The organism is Mesorhizobium sp. M1307, from assembly GCF_040318155.1.
In the GTDB taxonomy this organism is placed as follows: Bacteria; Pseudomonadota; Alphaproteobacteria; order Rhizobiales; family Rhizobiaceae; genus Mesorhizobium.
In genome coordinates this window covers 27,216-43,367 of sequence record NZ_JAMYLR010000049.1, presented here as the reverse complement: position 1 = coordinate 43,367, position 16,152 = coordinate 27,216, and the positions used below count along the sequence as shown (strand labels likewise).

12 protein-coding genes and 1 tRNA gene are annotated in these 16,152 nt (G+C 62.6%); 7 read left to right on the top strand and 6 right to left on the bottom strand.

Features of this window, described 5'->3' with window-relative positions; all coding sequences use genetic code 11:
* The first annotated feature begins 435 nt into the window (after window positions 1-435).
* Window positions 436-3,015, top strand: coding sequence for a bifunctional diguanylate cyclase/phosphodiesterase (locus tag NKH16_RS30585; protein WP_352744828.1), 2,580 nt, complete (start codon window positions 436-438; stop codon window positions 3,013-3,015).
* An 89-nt stretch (window positions 3,016-3,104) separates the two neighbouring features.
* Here NKH16_RS30585 and radC read toward each other — a convergent pair whose 3' ends face one another.
* Window positions 3,105-3,851 carry a RadC family protein gene (gene radC, locus NKH16_RS30580; RefSeq protein ID WP_352746067.1) on the bottom strand — a complete coding sequence of 249 codons (747 nt, stop codon included), beginning with the start codon at window positions 3,849-3,851 and terminating at the stop codon, window positions 3,105-3,107.
* A gap of 52 nt (window positions 3,852-3,903) precedes the next feature.
* Entirely contained in the window at window positions 3,904-4,731 is an 828-nt protein-coding gene (gene map, locus NKH16_RS30575; RefSeq protein ID WP_352451363.1) for a type I methionyl aminopeptidase, read from the bottom strand.
* 295 nt (window positions 4,732-5,026) lie between these two features.
* Between map and NKH16_RS30570 the strand changes: the two genes are divergently transcribed.
* Window positions 5,027-5,323, top strand: a complete 297-nt coding sequence (locus tag NKH16_RS30570) for a DUF982 domain-containing protein (RefSeq protein WP_023678889.1) — start codon at window positions 5,027-5,029, stop codon at window positions 5,321-5,323.
* A 125-nt stretch (window positions 5,324-5,448) separates the two neighbouring features.
* On the opposite strand, the gene NKH16_RS30565 is transcribed toward NKH16_RS30570, so the two are convergent.
* The 3 genes from NKH16_RS30565 to phaC form a co-directional block, all read right to left on the bottom strand.
* Window positions 5,449-5,523: transfer RNA gene (locus tag NKH16_RS30565), tRNA-Glu, on the bottom strand.
* Window positions 5,524-5,697: 174 nt separating this feature from the next.
* Window positions 5,698-6,816, bottom strand: coding sequence for a YcbK family protein (locus NKH16_RS30560; RefSeq protein ID WP_352746115.1), 1,119 nt, complete (start codon window positions 6,814-6,816; stop codon window positions 5,698-5,700).
* 327 nt (window positions 6,817-7,143) lie between these two features.
* The gene (gene phaC, locus NKH16_RS30555) at window positions 7,144-8,979 is read right to left on the bottom strand and encodes a class I poly(R)-hydroxyalkanoic acid synthase (RefSeq protein WP_352746069.1); all 1,836 of its coding nucleotides are present in this window, start codon (window positions 8,977-8,979) and stop codon (window positions 7,144-7,146) included.
* Window positions 8,980-9,076: 97 nt separating this feature from the next.
* On the opposite strand from phaC, the gene NKH16_RS30550 reads away from it, so the two are divergent.
* The 5 genes from NKH16_RS30550 (at window position 9,077) to recJ (ending at window position 15,106) form a co-directional block, all read left to right on the top strand.
* Window positions 9,077-9,463: a hypothetical protein gene (locus tag NKH16_RS30550; RefSeq protein WP_023678887.1), complete on the top strand. Its 387-nt coding sequence runs from the start codon at window positions 9,077-9,079 to the stop codon at window positions 9,461-9,463.
* Window positions 9,464-9,503: 40 nt separating this feature from the next.
* On the top strand, window positions 9,504-10,721 hold the full coding sequence (locus tag NKH16_RS30545) for an LL-diaminopimelate aminotransferase (RefSeq protein ID WP_023678886.1): 1,218 nt from the start codon (window positions 9,504-9,506) through the stop codon (window positions 10,719-10,721).
* 40 nt (window positions 10,722-10,761) lie between these two features.
* On the top strand, window positions 10,762-12,075 hold the full coding sequence (locus NKH16_RS30540; RefSeq protein ID WP_352454459.1) for a homoserine dehydrogenase: 1,314 nt from the start codon (window positions 10,762-10,764) through the stop codon (window positions 12,073-12,075).
* A gap of 202 nt (window positions 12,076-12,277) precedes the next feature.
* Window positions 12,278-13,261: a class II fructose-bisphosphatase gene (gene glpX / locus NKH16_RS30535; RefSeq protein ID WP_352692350.1), complete on the top strand. Its 984-nt coding sequence runs from the start codon at window positions 12,278-12,280 to the stop codon at window positions 13,259-13,261.
* 60 nt (window positions 13,262-13,321) lie between these two features.
* On the top strand, window positions 13,322-15,106 hold the full coding sequence (recJ, locus tag NKH16_RS30530; RefSeq protein ID WP_352746071.1) for a single-stranded-DNA-specific exonuclease RecJ: 1,785 nt from the start codon (window positions 13,322-13,324) through the stop codon (window positions 15,104-15,106).
* Window positions 15,107-15,125: 19 nt separating this feature from the next.
* Here recJ and NKH16_RS30525 read toward each other — a convergent pair whose 3' ends face one another.
* Entirely contained in the window at window positions 15,126-16,097 is a 972-nt protein-coding gene (locus NKH16_RS30525) for a patatin family protein (protein WP_352704306.1), read from the bottom strand.
* Window positions 16,098-16,152: the final 55 nt, after the last annotated feature.

Here is a 16,152-nt window from a genome sequence, read left to right as displayed (position 1 = left end):
ATCTGCAATCTCTTCTCTCCAACAGAATGCAGAAATTACTTCGCAGCCGCAGGGTATGGACTCACATGAAAGTCCGCCGCTCTAGTCCAAGGTCAACGCTCCAGAGTACTCGGGTCGGAGCGTCGAAATGTGCAATGGCGCTCGTGCGCCTCGATCTTCCGAGCAAGGCTGATCTAGCTGGCGTTTCATATTGGTCCGCATCGTGCAGCCCGCCTTCAGCATCGCTGTCGGTATCGCAGCCGGCGTCAGCCGTCGGAAAATGAAATTTCTCAGGAGTATGAAGGTCAAATTAAACATTGAAAGCTAATGTTCCTCATCGGGTCGACCCCGAGAACCTGAAAATGGCACTTGAGGAATCGCCTATTGGCTTTTTTCCGCGCTAGGTTCAACGGCATCAAGGAGGCCGTCTTTTCGTCGGCAAATATTCCGGCGGCGATCGCGTTTGTCGTCATCCTTGTCAGCGCAGCGTTCGCGGAGCACCAGAACAAAATCGTCTCGGACCAGGCCGTCCGTGCGGACGTGCTGACCAAGGTCAATCTCATCCGCGCCAAGCTCGAAGGCAATATCAATGGAAACCTCCAGCTCGTGCGTGGACTGGTCGCCGCGGTCGTGACCGAGCCCTATATGGGACAGCAACGCTTCGCCTCGCTCGCGAGCAATCTATTTGGCGCCGACTCGCAATTGAACGATATTGCCGGCGCGCCCGATCTGGTCGTTTCCCTGATGTATCCGATGGAGGGTAACGAGCAGGCGATGGGTCTGGACTACCGCAAGAACGAGCGGCAGCGTGCGGCTGCGCTAAGGGCGCGAGACGAACGCAAGCTGGTGCTTGCCGGTCCCGTCGACCTGAAACAGGGAGGACAAGGCTTCATCGGCCGCTTTCCGGTCTTCGTGCCGAGCGCTGGCAATACGGAAAGGTTCTGGGGTATCATTTCCGCCGTTGTCGACGTGCAGCGCCTTTACAAAGCGAGCGGCCTGCTTGACGACGATCTCGGGATCGACGTAGCGCTGATCGGCAGGGACGCCCTCGGTCACCGAGGTGGTCAATTCTACGGCAATGAGGAGATCAGCAAAAGCGATCCGGTGACGGCTGACGTTTTGCTTCCTTCCGGCTCGTGGCAGCTCGCGGCCATTCCCAAAAACGGCTGGCCTTCGACGCCAAGCAACGCATGGTTGTTGCGCGCGATCATGGCGACGGCCGGAGCCTTGGTTGTGTTCCCTTTCCTGGTCACAGGCCGCCTGATTGGCGAAAGACAGCGCAATTATGCGGAATTGCGTCGATTGTCACGACGCTTGGAACTCGCTCTGGAAGCTTCGGCTATTGGGGTTTGGGAACACGATCTCGCGACCAACGAGCTTACGTGGGATGATCGCGTCAACGAAATATATGGCAAACCAACCGGCGAGCACCGGGGCTACCCAGACTGGGCGGGAGCAATCCACCCAGATGATTTGGCTGGCGCCAACGCGGACTTCGACAGGGCGGTGGCCAGCGGACGACCATATTTGTCGGAGTACCGAATTGTGCGTCAGGATGGCGAGATCCGTCATGTCCGGTCCAAGGCGATCCTTTACCGGGTCGCAAACGACACCCCAAAAATGATCGGCGCGGAATGGGACGTGACTGCGGACGTCCTGCTGAACAAGGATCTGGTTCGTGCAAAACAGCTGTCCGAGTCGAAAAATGCAGAACTCGAGTCGGCCAAAGCGCGCATAGAGCACATCGCGCTTCATGATTCGCTGACCGGCTTGCCCAACCGGCGTTACCTCGACCAGGTACTGGAACATTACGCGGCAAACGCCAGGCGCTCAGGCGGGCACGCGGCACTGCTTCACATAGATCTGGATCGGTTCAAGCACATCAACGATACGCTGGGCCACGCCGCCGGTGACGCGATGTTGGTTCACGCGTCAACCGTGCTCAGGTCGAAGGTCGGCGACGAGGGATTCGTCGCCCGTATCGGGGGAGACGAATTCATCGTTCTGTGCGTGGTGCGCGACGATACCAAGCAACTGGCGCTGCTCGCCGACCGCATCATCAGCCAGATGCGCGAACCCGTCTACTATCAGGGTCATCGATGCCGTTTTGGTGTCAGCGTGGGAATCGCTGTCGATAACGCAAAAGATGTCGAAGCCAAACACCTGCTGGTGAACGCCGATATCGCGCTTTACCGAGCAAAGGGGCGGGGCCGCAATCGATACGAATTCTTCACCGACGCGATGCAAAGCGAAATCGTCGATACTAAGCGGATTGCCGACGAAATTCTCGGCGGCCTCGAGCGCAACGAGTTCATCCCCTTCTACCAGCCCCAATTTGACGCAAAGACGCTCGAAATCGTTGGGGTTGAGGCGCTGGCGAGGTGGAAACATCCAATAAAGGGTATTTTGGCGCCCGACATCTTCCTGAGGATTGCAGAAGAACTGAACGTCGTCTCGATCATCGACCAAGCCATATTGAAACAATCGCTTTCGGATTTCGAAGAGTGGTCCGCTGCAAAACTTCACATTCCGCGGGTGTCGGTCAATGTCTCGGCCAGGCGCCTTCAAGACGAGGAGCTCATCAAGAGCCTGCGAGAACAAAATATCAAGAAAGGAACAGTTTCGTTCGAGCTTGTTGAGTCGATTTTCCTGGACGAGAACGACGACCTTGTCACCTGGAATATCGAGCAGATAAAAGAGCTGGGGATTGACGTCGAAATAGACGATTTTGGTACCGGCTACGCTTCGATGGTCAGTTTGCTGAAGTTGCAGCCGCGCCGGCTGAAGATTGATCGGCAGCTGGTCACCCCAATCGTCAAATCTCCGCAGAGAAGGCAGGTTGTCTCGTCGATCATTGAAATCGGCAAGTCGCTGGGTATCGAGGTCGTGGCGGAAGGCGTTGAGACGATGCAGCATGCACGGCTACTCAAGGGCCTAGGCTGCGACATATTGCAGGGTTATGCCTTCGGCCACGCGTTCGACTCCGAGGGACTTAAGACCTTTGTCCGATCGCGGCGCCTGCGCACGGCCAGCTGAGCCTCGGCGCCAGAGTTTTATCGAGCCGACCGCCTTGACGTTGCGGTCCATAGGCGCACAGCGGACAAAGCAGAAAACAACGCCAAACCTCAGATCAGCAGCAGGCCCTTCATGCTGGAGTGGCCTTTCCTGCCGATGATGATGTGGTCGTGAACGGCAATGCCAAGCGGTTTGGCCGTCTCTATGATCAGCTTGGTCATCTCGATGTCGGCGCGCGACGGCGTCGGGTCTCCCGACGGATGGTTATGCGCCAGAATGATCGCCGTGGCGGAGAGCTCCAAGGCGCGCCTGACCACCTCGCGCGGATAGACCGGTGTGTGGTCGACGGTGCCGACCTGCTGGACTTCGTCGGCGATCAGCGCGTTTTTCTTGTCGAGGAACAGGATGCGGAATTGCTCGCGCTCCTCGAAAGCCATCACCGACCGGCAGTATTCGAGAACCTGCGTCCAGGTCGACAACAGCTCGCGGCCGGCGATCTCGCCGCGCGCCATGCGCTGCGCCGTTGCCGCAACCACCTTGAGGTCGAGCGCCACCGCCGGGCCGATGCCCTTCACCTCCTGCAGGCGCTCGACGGGCGCACCGAGGACCTCGGCCAATGTACCGAAGCGTGCCAGCAATGCCTTGGCGACAGGCTTGGTGTCGGCGCGCGGGATCAGCCGAAACAACAAAAGCTCGAGCAGTTCGTAGTCGGGGAGGGTGTTGGTACCGGCGGCGAAGCGCTCGCGCAGGCGGTCGCGATGGCCGAGATAATGCGGCTTGTCGGCGGCCACCGCCTTCGCGGGCGATCGCACTGGCCTTTCGGGAAAGAAGGCCCGCTCGTCGTCGTTGCCGTTCATGGCTGCCCCACCCAGCATTTGCCGGGCAAGGTAACGCCCGATCTGCCAGACACTAGGCCCGCAGGCCGGGGCGGTCGAGGTTTTTTGGCGACAGCGTGAAGATCTCGCAGCCGGTCTCGGTGACGCCGATCGTGTGCTCGTACTGCGCCGACAGCGAACGGTCGCGCGTCACCGCGGTCCAGCCGTCCGACAGCACTTTCACATGCGGCCGGCCGAGATTGATCATCGGCTCGACGGTGAAGATCATGCCCGGCCGCATCTCGACGCCTTCGCTGGCGCTGCCGTAATGCAGGATATTCGGCGCGTCGTGAAACAGCCGGCCAACCCCGTGGCCGCAGAAATCGCGCACCACCGAGCAACGCTCGGCTTCGGCATAGGTCTGGATGGCGGCGCCGATGGCGCCGGTTCGGGCGCCCGGCTTGATTGCCGCGATGCCGCGCATCAGGCACTCATACGTGACTTCGAGCAGCCGCTCCGCGGCACGCTTGATCGTGCCCACCGGATACATGCGCGAGGAGTCGCCATGCCAGCCGTCGAGGATATAGGTGACGTCGATATTGACGATGTCGCCATCCTTCAACGGCTTGTTGTCGGGTATGCCGTGACAGACGACGTGGTTGATCGAGGTGCAGGATGATTTCGTATAGCCACGGTAGTTGAGCGTCGCCGGAAGCGCGCCATGGTCCATCCCGAACTCGAAGACGAAGCGATCAATCGCTTCGGTGGTGACGCCGGGCGCCACAATCGGTACCAGTTCGTCGAGGCAGCGCGCGGTGAGATCGCAAGCCTTGCGCATGCCGACAAAACCTTCCTCGTCGTAAAGACGGATCTGGCCGGTGTTTCTGAGCGGTGCCGTGGCGGCGTCGAGATAGGTGACCATTTTTGTCCGTCTTGCAGGGATGCGAGGCCTGGATGAGCCCGCGAGAGAAATCCCCCCAGATTTGGCACCGGAAAGCGCAAGGTTCAAGGACGAACTGCCGGCGACGGCCGAAGACCGGCGATATTCATGCCTGGGAGCATTCTCCTTGCCTGCAGCGGCTCATGCTTCCGCCGGGTTCATCTGGCTACCGCAGTGACGACACATTTCTAGGCGAGAAGTCGGCCCAAGCGTTAGCCGCCACGGCAACTTTTTGCGACGAACGCCGCTGCTGCGGGGTCGGTTCGGGAGAGATCGAATGGACAGACTGCAATTCGAGGTGCCGGTGCGGATCGCGCCTGTGCCCGGCCAGCCGGTCGAGGAAATCTACAGTGTCGAGCAGGCGCTCGATTTCCTGCAAACGTGGCCGGTTCGCCGGAAGGGACCAACCTACCAGGCCGCGTTCAATGCCTGTTTTGGCGCCACGGTGGACATCGTCGAGACCGAAGACGCATGGCGGGCCTTCATGGCCTTTTGCCGGGTGAGCGGCCTCCTGGCCAGGGACATGATGGTGCCGCGCAAGCGCGGCGGCGAGGCGAGGGGACTACGGGCGTAGACAGCCTTCGACGTAGTCCTCAGTCGTCTTCGCCTCTTCTTGCCGACATCCCTATCAGAGTGGCGGGTCCAGCAAAGCTTGCGCAGCATCACGCTGGCGATAGACATAATGCCAAGTTGAAATGCTGGTACGCCCAAGGGGAATCGAACCCCTGTTACCGCCGTGAAAGGGCGGTGTCCTGACCGCTAGACGATGGGCGCGCTCAGATGTGAGCGCTTATAGTTGCGTCGCGACAAACCGGCAACCCGTCTGCCGCCGGCTGCGACAACTTTTTTCCTTTGGCTCCAAACCGCGTCTTTCCGACAGCCAAGCTGGTTTTTGCGGCATGATGCAACGCCGCCGAAGGGCCTTTGCGGTGACGGAAGATCCTCGCCCTAGCCGCGCCTGCGGCAGCGCCAGTTCCAGTCGCGCTCGGGGCCGACATCGACGTGAACGGATTCGGTGTGGCAGTAGGTGCCGACGCCACCGCGGCCCGGCATGGTGCGGATGTAGCTCGCCAGTTCCCATTTCGAGACGCCAGGAACCTGGATATCGGCGGCGGCGCAGTACATGTGCAGCGAATTCTTTGCGCCGTTGGCGCGGCGGTTGCGGGCCGGATCGCGATAGCCGGAGGTGACCGTCATCTTGCGGCCGTAGTGGCCTTCGATCGTCTTCAGCACGCGAACCAGCGACGGCTTCAAGCAGGCGACATCGACGCTTTCGTTCTGTTTCAGGAGGCCGTTGGGCGCCAGCCGGGCAAGGCCGGCGGCGGAGGCGACCTGGTAGGCGCCACCCGAACCTTCGTCTTCGTTGAGATCGACGTCACTCTCATCGTCGAGGCCGGATTTGCGCTTGATCTCGAACAGCGCCGTCTGGCGCACGCCGGGCAGCGCATCGGCCGTGAAGTGGCTGGTATCGCCCGTCGACACCAGCTGCACCGGCTTTTCAGCCGGATCGGCCGAAGCCAGGGTGATGGTGGGTTTTGCCGCAGGCGTCGCCTTGGCCTGCATGACCGTTGGCTGCCCGCCCGATCTGCTGTTGGCCGGCGAAGAAGGTGCCGCTGAAGCAGGCGTGGCGCTGAACAGCGAGGCCAGGAAGTTTTTCTTCGGTGCGTAGGCCTGTGGCTGCGGCATCTCGCCGGCGGTCACATAAACCGGGTTGTTCATCGCCGGCGCTGCGGCCTTGGCGTCGGGCTTCGATGCATCAGCACTGTTCTGCGCCACGGCCTGATCGGCCGTCTGGGCGTTTGGTTGCAGCGGCTGCGGCGTGTGTCCCGCGATCGTCCCGGCTGCCGTGGGAACGGCGATCGGGAAGCCGGCATCGGGCCTGGCCCCTGGCTTGGCCACTGGCACATAGGCCACCTGCTCGGGAAGGTTGGCGTCACCGTCGGCATTCATCGTCATTTGTGCGGTCGTCATCTGCGACGATGATGCGGCCGTGCTGGCCTGGGGCGCACCGGCGGCCGTGCTGATTTCGGTAGCCGAGGTATTATAGCCTGGCATGCCGACCGACATGGTCGGGTCGCCGGCCGAGGTGCAGGACGCCAGGAGCACCGAGAAAAGCGCCGCCACAATGGCGCGGCTTTCTCCCTTCGCGAGGCGCGATCCTGCTGATCTCAAAACAAAATTCCCCCTCGATATCCGACCGGTTCGTCATTGGCGCGGCGTCGAAACGTCTCGTCGAAATGACCCTTGTTCCCCGAACCGGAAACGAGACCTGTGTCAAATCTGCAAGCCTCAAAGTAATTTGGCGGCTAGAGGATGAATCAAGGCTGCTCAGGGTTGACGGCACCATTTCGCCCGCTTTTGGCGGCGCGTCAACTCACCACACATTACAGATGGTTACACGCGCACCTTGACATAGGTGCCGGGGGCTTCGCCTAGAACTTGCATATGCTCGCCCGGTTTGCGGGCCGGTACGCGGGTATTGTCCCTGGCTTCGATCCAGCGTTGCCAGTGCGGCCACCAGGAACCGGGATGGTCGGTGGCCCCGGCGAGCCACTGGTCGAAGTCGCCGGCCGGCTTGCCGCCGGTCCAGTAGTGATATTTCTGCGCTGCCGGCGGATTGACGACCCCGGCGATGTGGCCGGAGCCGGCCATGACGTAATCGACCTCGCCGCCGAAATATTTCGAGCCGAGGAATACCGACAGCGCCGGCGCGATATGGTCCTCCTTAGAGGCGAGGTTGTAGACCGGCATGGTAACGTCCTTCAGCGAAACCGTGCGGCCCGCCAGTTCCATCATGCCTTGCGAAAGCCTGTTCTCGAGATAGCAATTGCGCAAATAGAAGGAATGGTTGGCAGCGCCCATGCGTGTCGAATCGGCATTCCAGTAGAGCAGGTCGAAAGGCAGGGGATCCTTGCCGCGCATGTAGTTGTTGACGACATAGGGCCAGATCAGGTCGCCCGAGCGCAGCATGTTGAAGGCGGTCGCCATCTTGGTGCCGTCGAGATAGCCTTTCTCGTTCATCGCCTTTTCGACGGCCGCGACCTGCTCCTCGTCGACGAACACTTTTAGATCGCCGGCATAGGTGAAATCGACCTGGGTGGTGAAGAAGGTGGCGGATTTGATGCGGTTGTCGCCTTCCTGCGCCATCAGCGCCAGGGCCGCCGCCAGAAGCGTGCCGCCGACGCAATAGCCGATGGCGTTGACTTGCCTTTCGCCGGTGGCCTTTTCAATCGTGTCGAGGCCGTATTGCAGGCCCTCCCTGATATAGGCCTCCCAGCTCTTGGCGCCGTGCCGCTCGTCCGGGTTGATCCAGGAGATGACGAAGACGGTGTGGCCTTGCTCGACTGCCCAGCGAATGAAGGACTTTTGCGGGTTGAGGTCGAGGATGTAGTATTTGTTGATCCATGGCGGGCAGATCAGCAGCGGCCGCTTGAGCACGGTGTCGGTCGCCGGATCGTATTGCAGGATTTCGGCGACGTCGCTGCGGCCGACCACCTTGCCGGGCGTGGCGGCGAGATTCTTGCCGATCTCGAAAGGCGAATAATCGGCCTGCCGCAGCTTCAGGTCGCCCTTGCCGGCGGCAATGTCCTCGGCCAGCATCTTCATGCCGCGCACCAGGTTTTCGCCGTTCGAGGCGACAGTCTCGCGAAACAATTCCGGATTGGTCAGGATGAAATTCGACGGCGAGATGGCATTGGACACCTGCTTGACATAAAAGCCGGCCTTGTGGCGGGTGTGCTCGTCCAGGCCGTCGGCGTGCTCGACCAGTTCGGCCGCCCAGCGCGAGGTGACCAGATACGCCTGTTTGAGGAAATCGAAGAAGGCGTTGCGGCCCCATTCCGGGTCCTGGAAACGCTTGTCGCCGCGCTCGGGCTTGACCGCGTCCTCGGCGTCCTCGGCGCCGGCGCCGATGCGCTGGACGGCGTTGGCCCAGACGGTCATGTAGCCGGAAAACAGCCGCGTTTGCGCCTCCAGCGCGCGCTGCGGGTCGGAGAGCCAGTACTCGGTGAGCTTGGAGAACGTCTTCACCATGTCGACGACCGGCTCGGCGACGTGATCGCGCACCTCGCCCTTTTCCCGCGGCTCGGCCCATGCCGAGGCGGCCTTGCCGGCCTGCTCGATCATGCGGGCCATGTTCAGAGCGAAGCGCTCCGGGTCCTTCACCAGATATTGCTCGACGGTCGAAGGTTGGTCATCTTCCGCTTTGCCCGAATCGGGTGTTTTGGACATGGTTCGTGGGGTTCCTCCCGAAGCGTTTTGTTGACATATTACCATGGGATATCGAACAGGGTCCAATGTGCTCTAACCCGGCCGCCAGGAAAACAATATGACGATTAATATTGGCAAGAACGTTTTTTCCGGCACTGGTCGTTTTTGCCGCATGGCGCTCGTCCTGTTGGCGATGGCCGGTTGCACGAGCAGCAACATAGAAGGTGCAGCGCCCGCCACCGGCCTTGTCGGCGCGAAGGACACCGGTTCCTATCCGAACCTGAACATCCGGCCGCAGGTGGCGGCCGAGCAATTCACCGACGAGGAAAAGAACGCCAAGCTCGCCCAACTGAAGGCCGAGGAGCAGAGCCAGGCCGCCAAGGGCGGCGGCGTCAAGGTTGCGGACCAGGCAGCGCTGGACCAGCTGGCAAAAAAACACGGCGCCGAGGCGCTGAAGCAGATCGAAGGCAAATGCGACCCCGCTCTCGACCCTAGTTGCAAATAAGCTTATACGCGCGACCGCAACCTCACTGTCTGGAACTGCCATGGAAGAATTTCACAAGGTCCGCCGGCTTCCGCCCTATGTCTTCGAACAGGTCAACCGGCTGAAGGCCAGCGCCCGTTCGCGCGGCGCCGACATCATCGACCTTGGCATGGGCAATCCGGACCTGCCGACGCCCAAGGCCATCGTCGACAAACTCTGCGAGGTGGTACGCGATCCGCGCACGCACCGCTATTCGTCGTCGCGCGGCATTCCGGGCCTGCGTCGTGCCCAGGCCAACTACTATGCCCGCCGCTTCGGTGTGAAGCTCGACCCGGACAGCCAGGTGGTGGCGACGCTCGGCTCGAAGGAGGGCTTTGCCAATATGGCGCAGGCGATCACCGCCCCCGGCGATGTGATCCTGTGCCCCAACCCGACCTATCCGATCCATGCGTTCGGTTTCATCATGTCGGGCGGCGTCATCCGCTCGCTGCAGGTCGAGCCGGACGACGGCTTCATCCCGGCGTTGGAGCGCGGCATCCGCCATTCGATTCCAAAGCCGCTGGCACTGATCCTCAATTATCCATCCAACCCGACGGCACTGGTCGCTTCGCTCGATTTCTACAAGGAGGTGGTGGCCTTCGCCAGGAAGAACGACATCATCATCCTGTCGGATCTTGCCTATTCGGAGATCTATTTCGACGGCAATCCGCCGCCTTCGGTGCTGCAGGTGCCGGGCGCCATAGACGTCGCCGTCGAGTTCACCTCGATGTCGAAGACCTTTTCGATGCCGGGCTGGCGCATGGGTTTTGCGGTCGGCAATGAACGGCTGATCTCGGCGCTGACGCGAGTGAAGTCCTATCTCGACTACGGCGCCTTCACGCCAATCCAGGTGGCGGCGGCGCATGCACTCAACGGCGACGGCGCCGACATCGCCGAAGTGCGCGACGTCTACCGCAAACGCCGCGATGTCATGGTCGACGCTTTCAGCCGCGCCGGCTGGACCATTCCCGCACCGGCGGCTTCGATGTTCGCCTGGGCGCCGATCCCGGAGCCGTTCAAGCACCTGGGCTCGCTTGAATTCTCCAAGCTCCTGATCGAGCACGCCGACGTCGCGGTGGCGCCGGGCGTCGGCTTCGGCGAGCATGGCGACGATCACGTGCGCATCGCGCTGGTCGAAAACGAGCACCGGATCCGGCAAGCGGCGCGCAATATCAAGCGCTTCCTCGCATCCAGCGCCAAGCAGCCGAATAACGTCGTGCCGCTCGCCGCGCATCGCTGATTTTCTACACATCAACCGACTGAATGGGGCGTCGCCGGACATGGCTGAAGCGTTGCGTGTTGGAATTGCCGGGCTCGGCACCGTCGGTGCGTCGGTGGCCCGCGTGCTACGCGACAAGGCGGCCGAACTGACGCGGCAGTGCGGGCGCGACATCGTCGTGTCAGCGGTTTCGGCCCGCGATCCCAAACGCGACCGCGGCGTTGATCTTGGCACAGCACAGTGGTTCGACGACGCCGTCAAGATGGCGCAGACCGCCGAGATCGACGTGTTCGTCGAGCTGATCGGCGGCGACGAAGGCCCATCACGCTCGTCTGTCAAAGCGGCGCTCGAGGCCGGCCGACATGTCGTCACCGCAAACAAGGCGTTGCTTGCCAAGCACGGGGTGGCATTGGCCGAGATCGCCGAGAGGAAAGGCGTGCTGCTCAATTACGAGGCGGCGGTGGCCGGCGGCATTCCGGTCATCAAGACGATGCGCGAGGCGATGGCCGGCAATTCGGTGACCCGCGTCTTCGGCATCCTCAACGGCACCTGCAACTACATTCTGACGCGCATGGAAGCCGAGGGCCTGTCTTTCGATGCCTGCCTGAAGGATGCGCAACGGCTGGGCTATGCCGAAGCCGACCCGACCTTCGACATCGAGGGCCACGACACCGCGCACAAGCTGTCGATCCTGACCAGCCTTGCCTTCGGCACGAAGATCGCCGCCAACGATATCTACATGGAAGGCATCTCCAACATCAGCCAGGCCGACATCCGCGCGGCCGGCGATCTCGGCTACCGGATCAAGCTGCTTGGCGTCGCCCAACGCACCGAAAGCGGCATCGAGCAGCGCGTGCACCCGACCATGGTGCCGACGGCCTCGGTCATCGCGCAGGTGCACGGCGTCACCAATGCAGTGGCGATCGAAACCGACATCCTCGGCGAATTGCTGCTTTCCGGCCCTGGCGCCGGCGGCAACGCCACCGCGTCGGCGGTGATCGGCGACATTGCCGACATCGCCAAGAGCCGGCCTGGCTTCCAGCATGGTCCGGTCTTCGGCCGGCCGGCGAAGGAATTGAAGCCTTACAAGAAAGCGCAGATGCGCAGCCATGCCGGCGGCTATTTCATCCGGCTGACCGTGCACGACCGCCTCGGCGTCTTCGCGGCAATAGCCAAGCGCATGGCCGACAACGACATTTCGCTGGAATCGATCGTCCAGCATGCCGCCGGGCCGGAAACCGAGGCACAGAAGACGGTCATCCTGGTGACCCACGAGACGACCGAGGCGGCGGTGCGCAAGGCCGTCGACGGCATCACCAGGGACAGCCTTCTGACCGACAAGCCGCAAGTCATCCGCATCGAGCGGGCCGGATAGCAGTCTCACATTTTGCGTTTAATCGATTGATATTGCTGCGCTTTCAAAAAGGTCCAGCGCAGGTCTTGCTGTTGTCACGGGGCTTTGACACAAGAAGCGCGTCTCTGGCGGGAGGCTAATGCATGTCGCCCAAAAGTGTGCAGCGGTTTTGGGACAACGACATGCATAATAAAAACAAAGTGCCAACGAGGATTGTCCATCGATGAATGTGGCCCAGAACATTGTCGCCGGCCTCGACCGGATACTGACCATGGAATTGGTGCGCGTCACCGAACGCGCCGCGGTCGCGGCCGCCAGATTGCGCGGGCGCGGCGACGAGAAGGCGGCCGACCAGGTCGCGGTCGACGCCATGCGGCAGGAGCTTAACCGTCTCGCCATCAACGGCACGGTGGTGATCGGCGAAGGCGAGCGCGACGAGGCGCCGATGCTCTATATCGGCGAGGAGGTCGGTACCGGCAAAGGCCCGGCTGTCGACATCGCGCTCGATCCGCTCGAAGGCACGACGATCTGCGCCAAGAACCTGCCCAATGCATTGGCTGTTATCGCCATTGCCGAAAAAGGCAGCCTTCTGTTCGCGCCCGACGTCTATATGGACAAGATCGCGATCGGCCCAGGCTATGCCGACGGCATCATCGACATCGATGCCTCGCCGGCCGAAAACATCGCCAGCCTGGCCAGGGCCAAGGGCGTGCCGGTGGCGGAGATCACCGCCTGCATCCTCGACCGGCCGCGCCATGGCGCCTTGATCGAAGCCGTGCGGGCGACAGGCGCCGCGATCCGGCTGATCGGCGACGGTGATGTCGCCGGGGTCATCCATACCACCGACCCGGACGAGACCGGCATCGACATTTATCTCGGCACCGGCGGCGCGCCGGAGGGCGTGCTCGCAGCTGCCGCCTTGCGCTGCACCGGTGGCCAGATGCAGGGCAAGTTGATCCTCGATACGCCGGAAAAGCTGGCGCGCGCCGCCAAGATGGGCATCTCCGACCCTAAACGGATCTACCACACGCAAGACATGGCACGCGGCGACGTGCTGTTTGCCGCGACCGGCGTCACCGACGGCAATATGCTGGCCGGCGTCAAGTTCGGCCGCAATTTCATCACCACGCACACGATCGTCCTGCGATCGTCATCGCGGACCGTGCGCGAAATCAAGGCCAGGCACCAGGATCTGGAAAAGTTTTGATTTCGACTCAGTTAGCCGTTGCATACTGTGCGCAATGACAAATTGCAGACGGCGCGTCACGTGACGGGGGAAAGACGCTTTTTCCTCGATGTCAGGCAGTCGGCCACCGGCGTTTCCTGGGAACACCGGCTGACCGAGCGTCAGGACATGGCCGCGCTCGCCATCGCGCAAGGGTATGGCGTGCCTGACATCGTGGCACGCGTGCTGGCCGGGCGTGGCGTCACCGCCGAGCAGACCGAGCGGTTTCTGGATCCGACCATCCGCAACCTGCTGCCCGACCCGGCATCGCTGACCGACATGGACAAGGCCGCCTCTCGCATCGCCCAGGCGGTGATGGCCAGGGAAAAGGTGGCGATCTTTGGCGACTACGATGTCGACGGCGCCGCCTCATCGGCGCTGCTCAAGCGCTTTCTCGCACATTTCTCGGTGCCGTCGGAGATCTACATACCGGACCGCATCTTCGAGGGTTACGGCCCCAATCCGGAAGCGATGCGCGAACTCGTTTCGCGCGGCGCGACGCTGATCGTCACCGTCGATTGCGGCACCAATAGTGCTGCTTCCATCGACGCGGCGAAGGCCGTCGGCGCCGACGTCGTGGTGCTCGATCACCATCAGGTCGGCGCGCCGTTGCCGGCGGCGGCTGCGGTCGTCAACCCCAATCGCGAGGACGACCTTTCCGGACAAGGCCATCTTTGTGCGGCCGGTGTCGTCTTCCTTTGCCTGGTGCAGACCGCGAAGATCCTGCGCAGCCGCCTGCCGGATGCCGCACCGCCGGACCTGCTTGGCCTGCTCGACCTGGTGGCGCTTGGCACCGTCTGCGACGTGGTGCCGCTCACCGGCATCAACCGCGCCTTCGTGGTCAAGGGGCTGCAGGTGGCGCGGCAGCAGAGAAACGAAGGGCTGGCGGCACTGGCGCGGGTCTCGCGCATAGGCGAGCCGATCAGCACGTTCCATCTGGCCTTTCTGATCGGTCCGCGCATCAACGCCGGCGGGCGCATCGGCGACGCAGCGCTTGGCAGCCGCCTGCTTGCAACCGACGACCCGGTCGAAGCCCGCACCATCGCCGAGACGCTGGATCGGCTCAACCAGGAGCGGCAGTCGATGGAGCAGGAGATGCTGGCCGCGGCGCGCTCAGAGGCCGACGCCGAGCTTGCCGGCGGCAATGGTCCGGCCATCGTGGTCACAGCCAGCAGCGACTGGCACCCGGGCATTGTCGGCCTGCTTGCCTCGCGGCTCAAGGACCATGCGCGCCGGCCCGCGTTTGCCATCGCCTTCAACGCCAATGGTGTCGGTACCGGTTCAGGCCGTTCAGTGTCTGGCTTCGACCTCGGCCGGCTGGTGCGCGAGGCTGCCGATGCCGGACTTATCGTCAAGGGCGGCGGCCACGGAATGGCGGCCGGCATCACTGTCGAGCGGGCGAAGCTCGGCGAACTCAGGGCTTTCTTCGAAGAGCGCGCGGCGGTGGACGTGTTCCGCCTGCAAGGCGAGGAGAGCCTGGCGATCGACGGCGCGCTTGCCGCCGAGGGCGCCACGCTTGCGCTGCTCGATGCGCTTGAGAGGGCAGGGCCGTTCGGCGCCGGGCATGTTGCGCCGGTGTTCGCGCTGCCGCGCCACCGGCTTGTCGATGCGCGGGCGGTCGGCAGCAACCACATCCGCGCCGACCTGCAGTCGGAAAGCGGCGGCCGCATCCAGGCGATCGCCTTTCGCGCCGTCGACACGGCTCTTGGCGAATTCCTGTTCAAGAACAGGGGTAAGCCGGTGCATGTCGCCGGTTCGCTGTCGGGCAACCACTGGAACGGCAACCGCACGGTGCAGTTTCGTATCATCGACGCGGCGCTTGCCTGAGAGCTCGCTGCCGCCCTGCCTAAGCGAGGACGGTCTGCAGCCGGGTCAGGTCGCCGATCTGCGCCATCGTTGCCTGGTAGCCGATACGAATCGCTTCGTCGGCGCGGTGGAATTCGGTCAGGCCAATATGGCTGAGCTTCGGCTGCAGCGATATGTCCGGCGGATCGCCGGCCAGTCTGGCGCGCGAGATGCGGTCCTGGATGATGTTGAAGGCTTCGACCATCACGCCGGTGATGCCTAGCCGTGTCTCGCGCGACTGACGTTCGGGATCGGCGTGGCCGGCCCTCGGCGCGTCTTTCTCGACGACCAACTCGCCGGCATTGTGCTTGATCACAGCGGCGCGGCCGAACAGATCGTAGTGAAGGTTCACCGCAACCACGAGCGGCTGCTCGTAGGCGCGGCAGACCGAGACCGGCACCGGATTGACCAGTGCGCCATCAACCAGCACGCGCCCATTGCAGGCGACCGGCTCGAACACGCCGGGCAGCGCGTAGGAGGCGCGCATGGCGGTACTCAACGAGCCGCTCGACAGCCAGATTTCATGGCCGGTACGGATTTCGGAAGCGACGCAGACGAACGGTTTTGGCAGGTCCTCAAAGCGGATGCCGGCTATGTGCTCGCGCAGCCGCGCATCGAGCTTCATGCCACCGAACAGGCCGCTGCCGCGTAGATTGAGGTCGAGAAGGCCAAAAATGCGCCGCCTGGTCAGGCTGCGCGCGAATTCTTCCAACTCGTCGAGTTTGCCGGCAACATAGCAGCCGCCGACCAGCGCGCCGATCGAGGTGCCGGCGATCATCGACACTTCGATGCCGGCTTCGTCAAGCGCGCGCAGCACGCCGATATGCGCCCAGCCGCGCGCACAGCCGCCGCCCAATGCCAGCGAAATCCCTGTTTTGCCCGGAGATTTGGTTTCGGATGCGCCCGCGGCCGAAGAGAGGCCATTGGCCTCCCGAACGTCAGGTCTGTTGCGCAATGACGCCCAGTCGAGCATCACAATCTCCCTTGTCCCACGGTCATCCTATAGGCGGGCCGTATCGAAATCATGA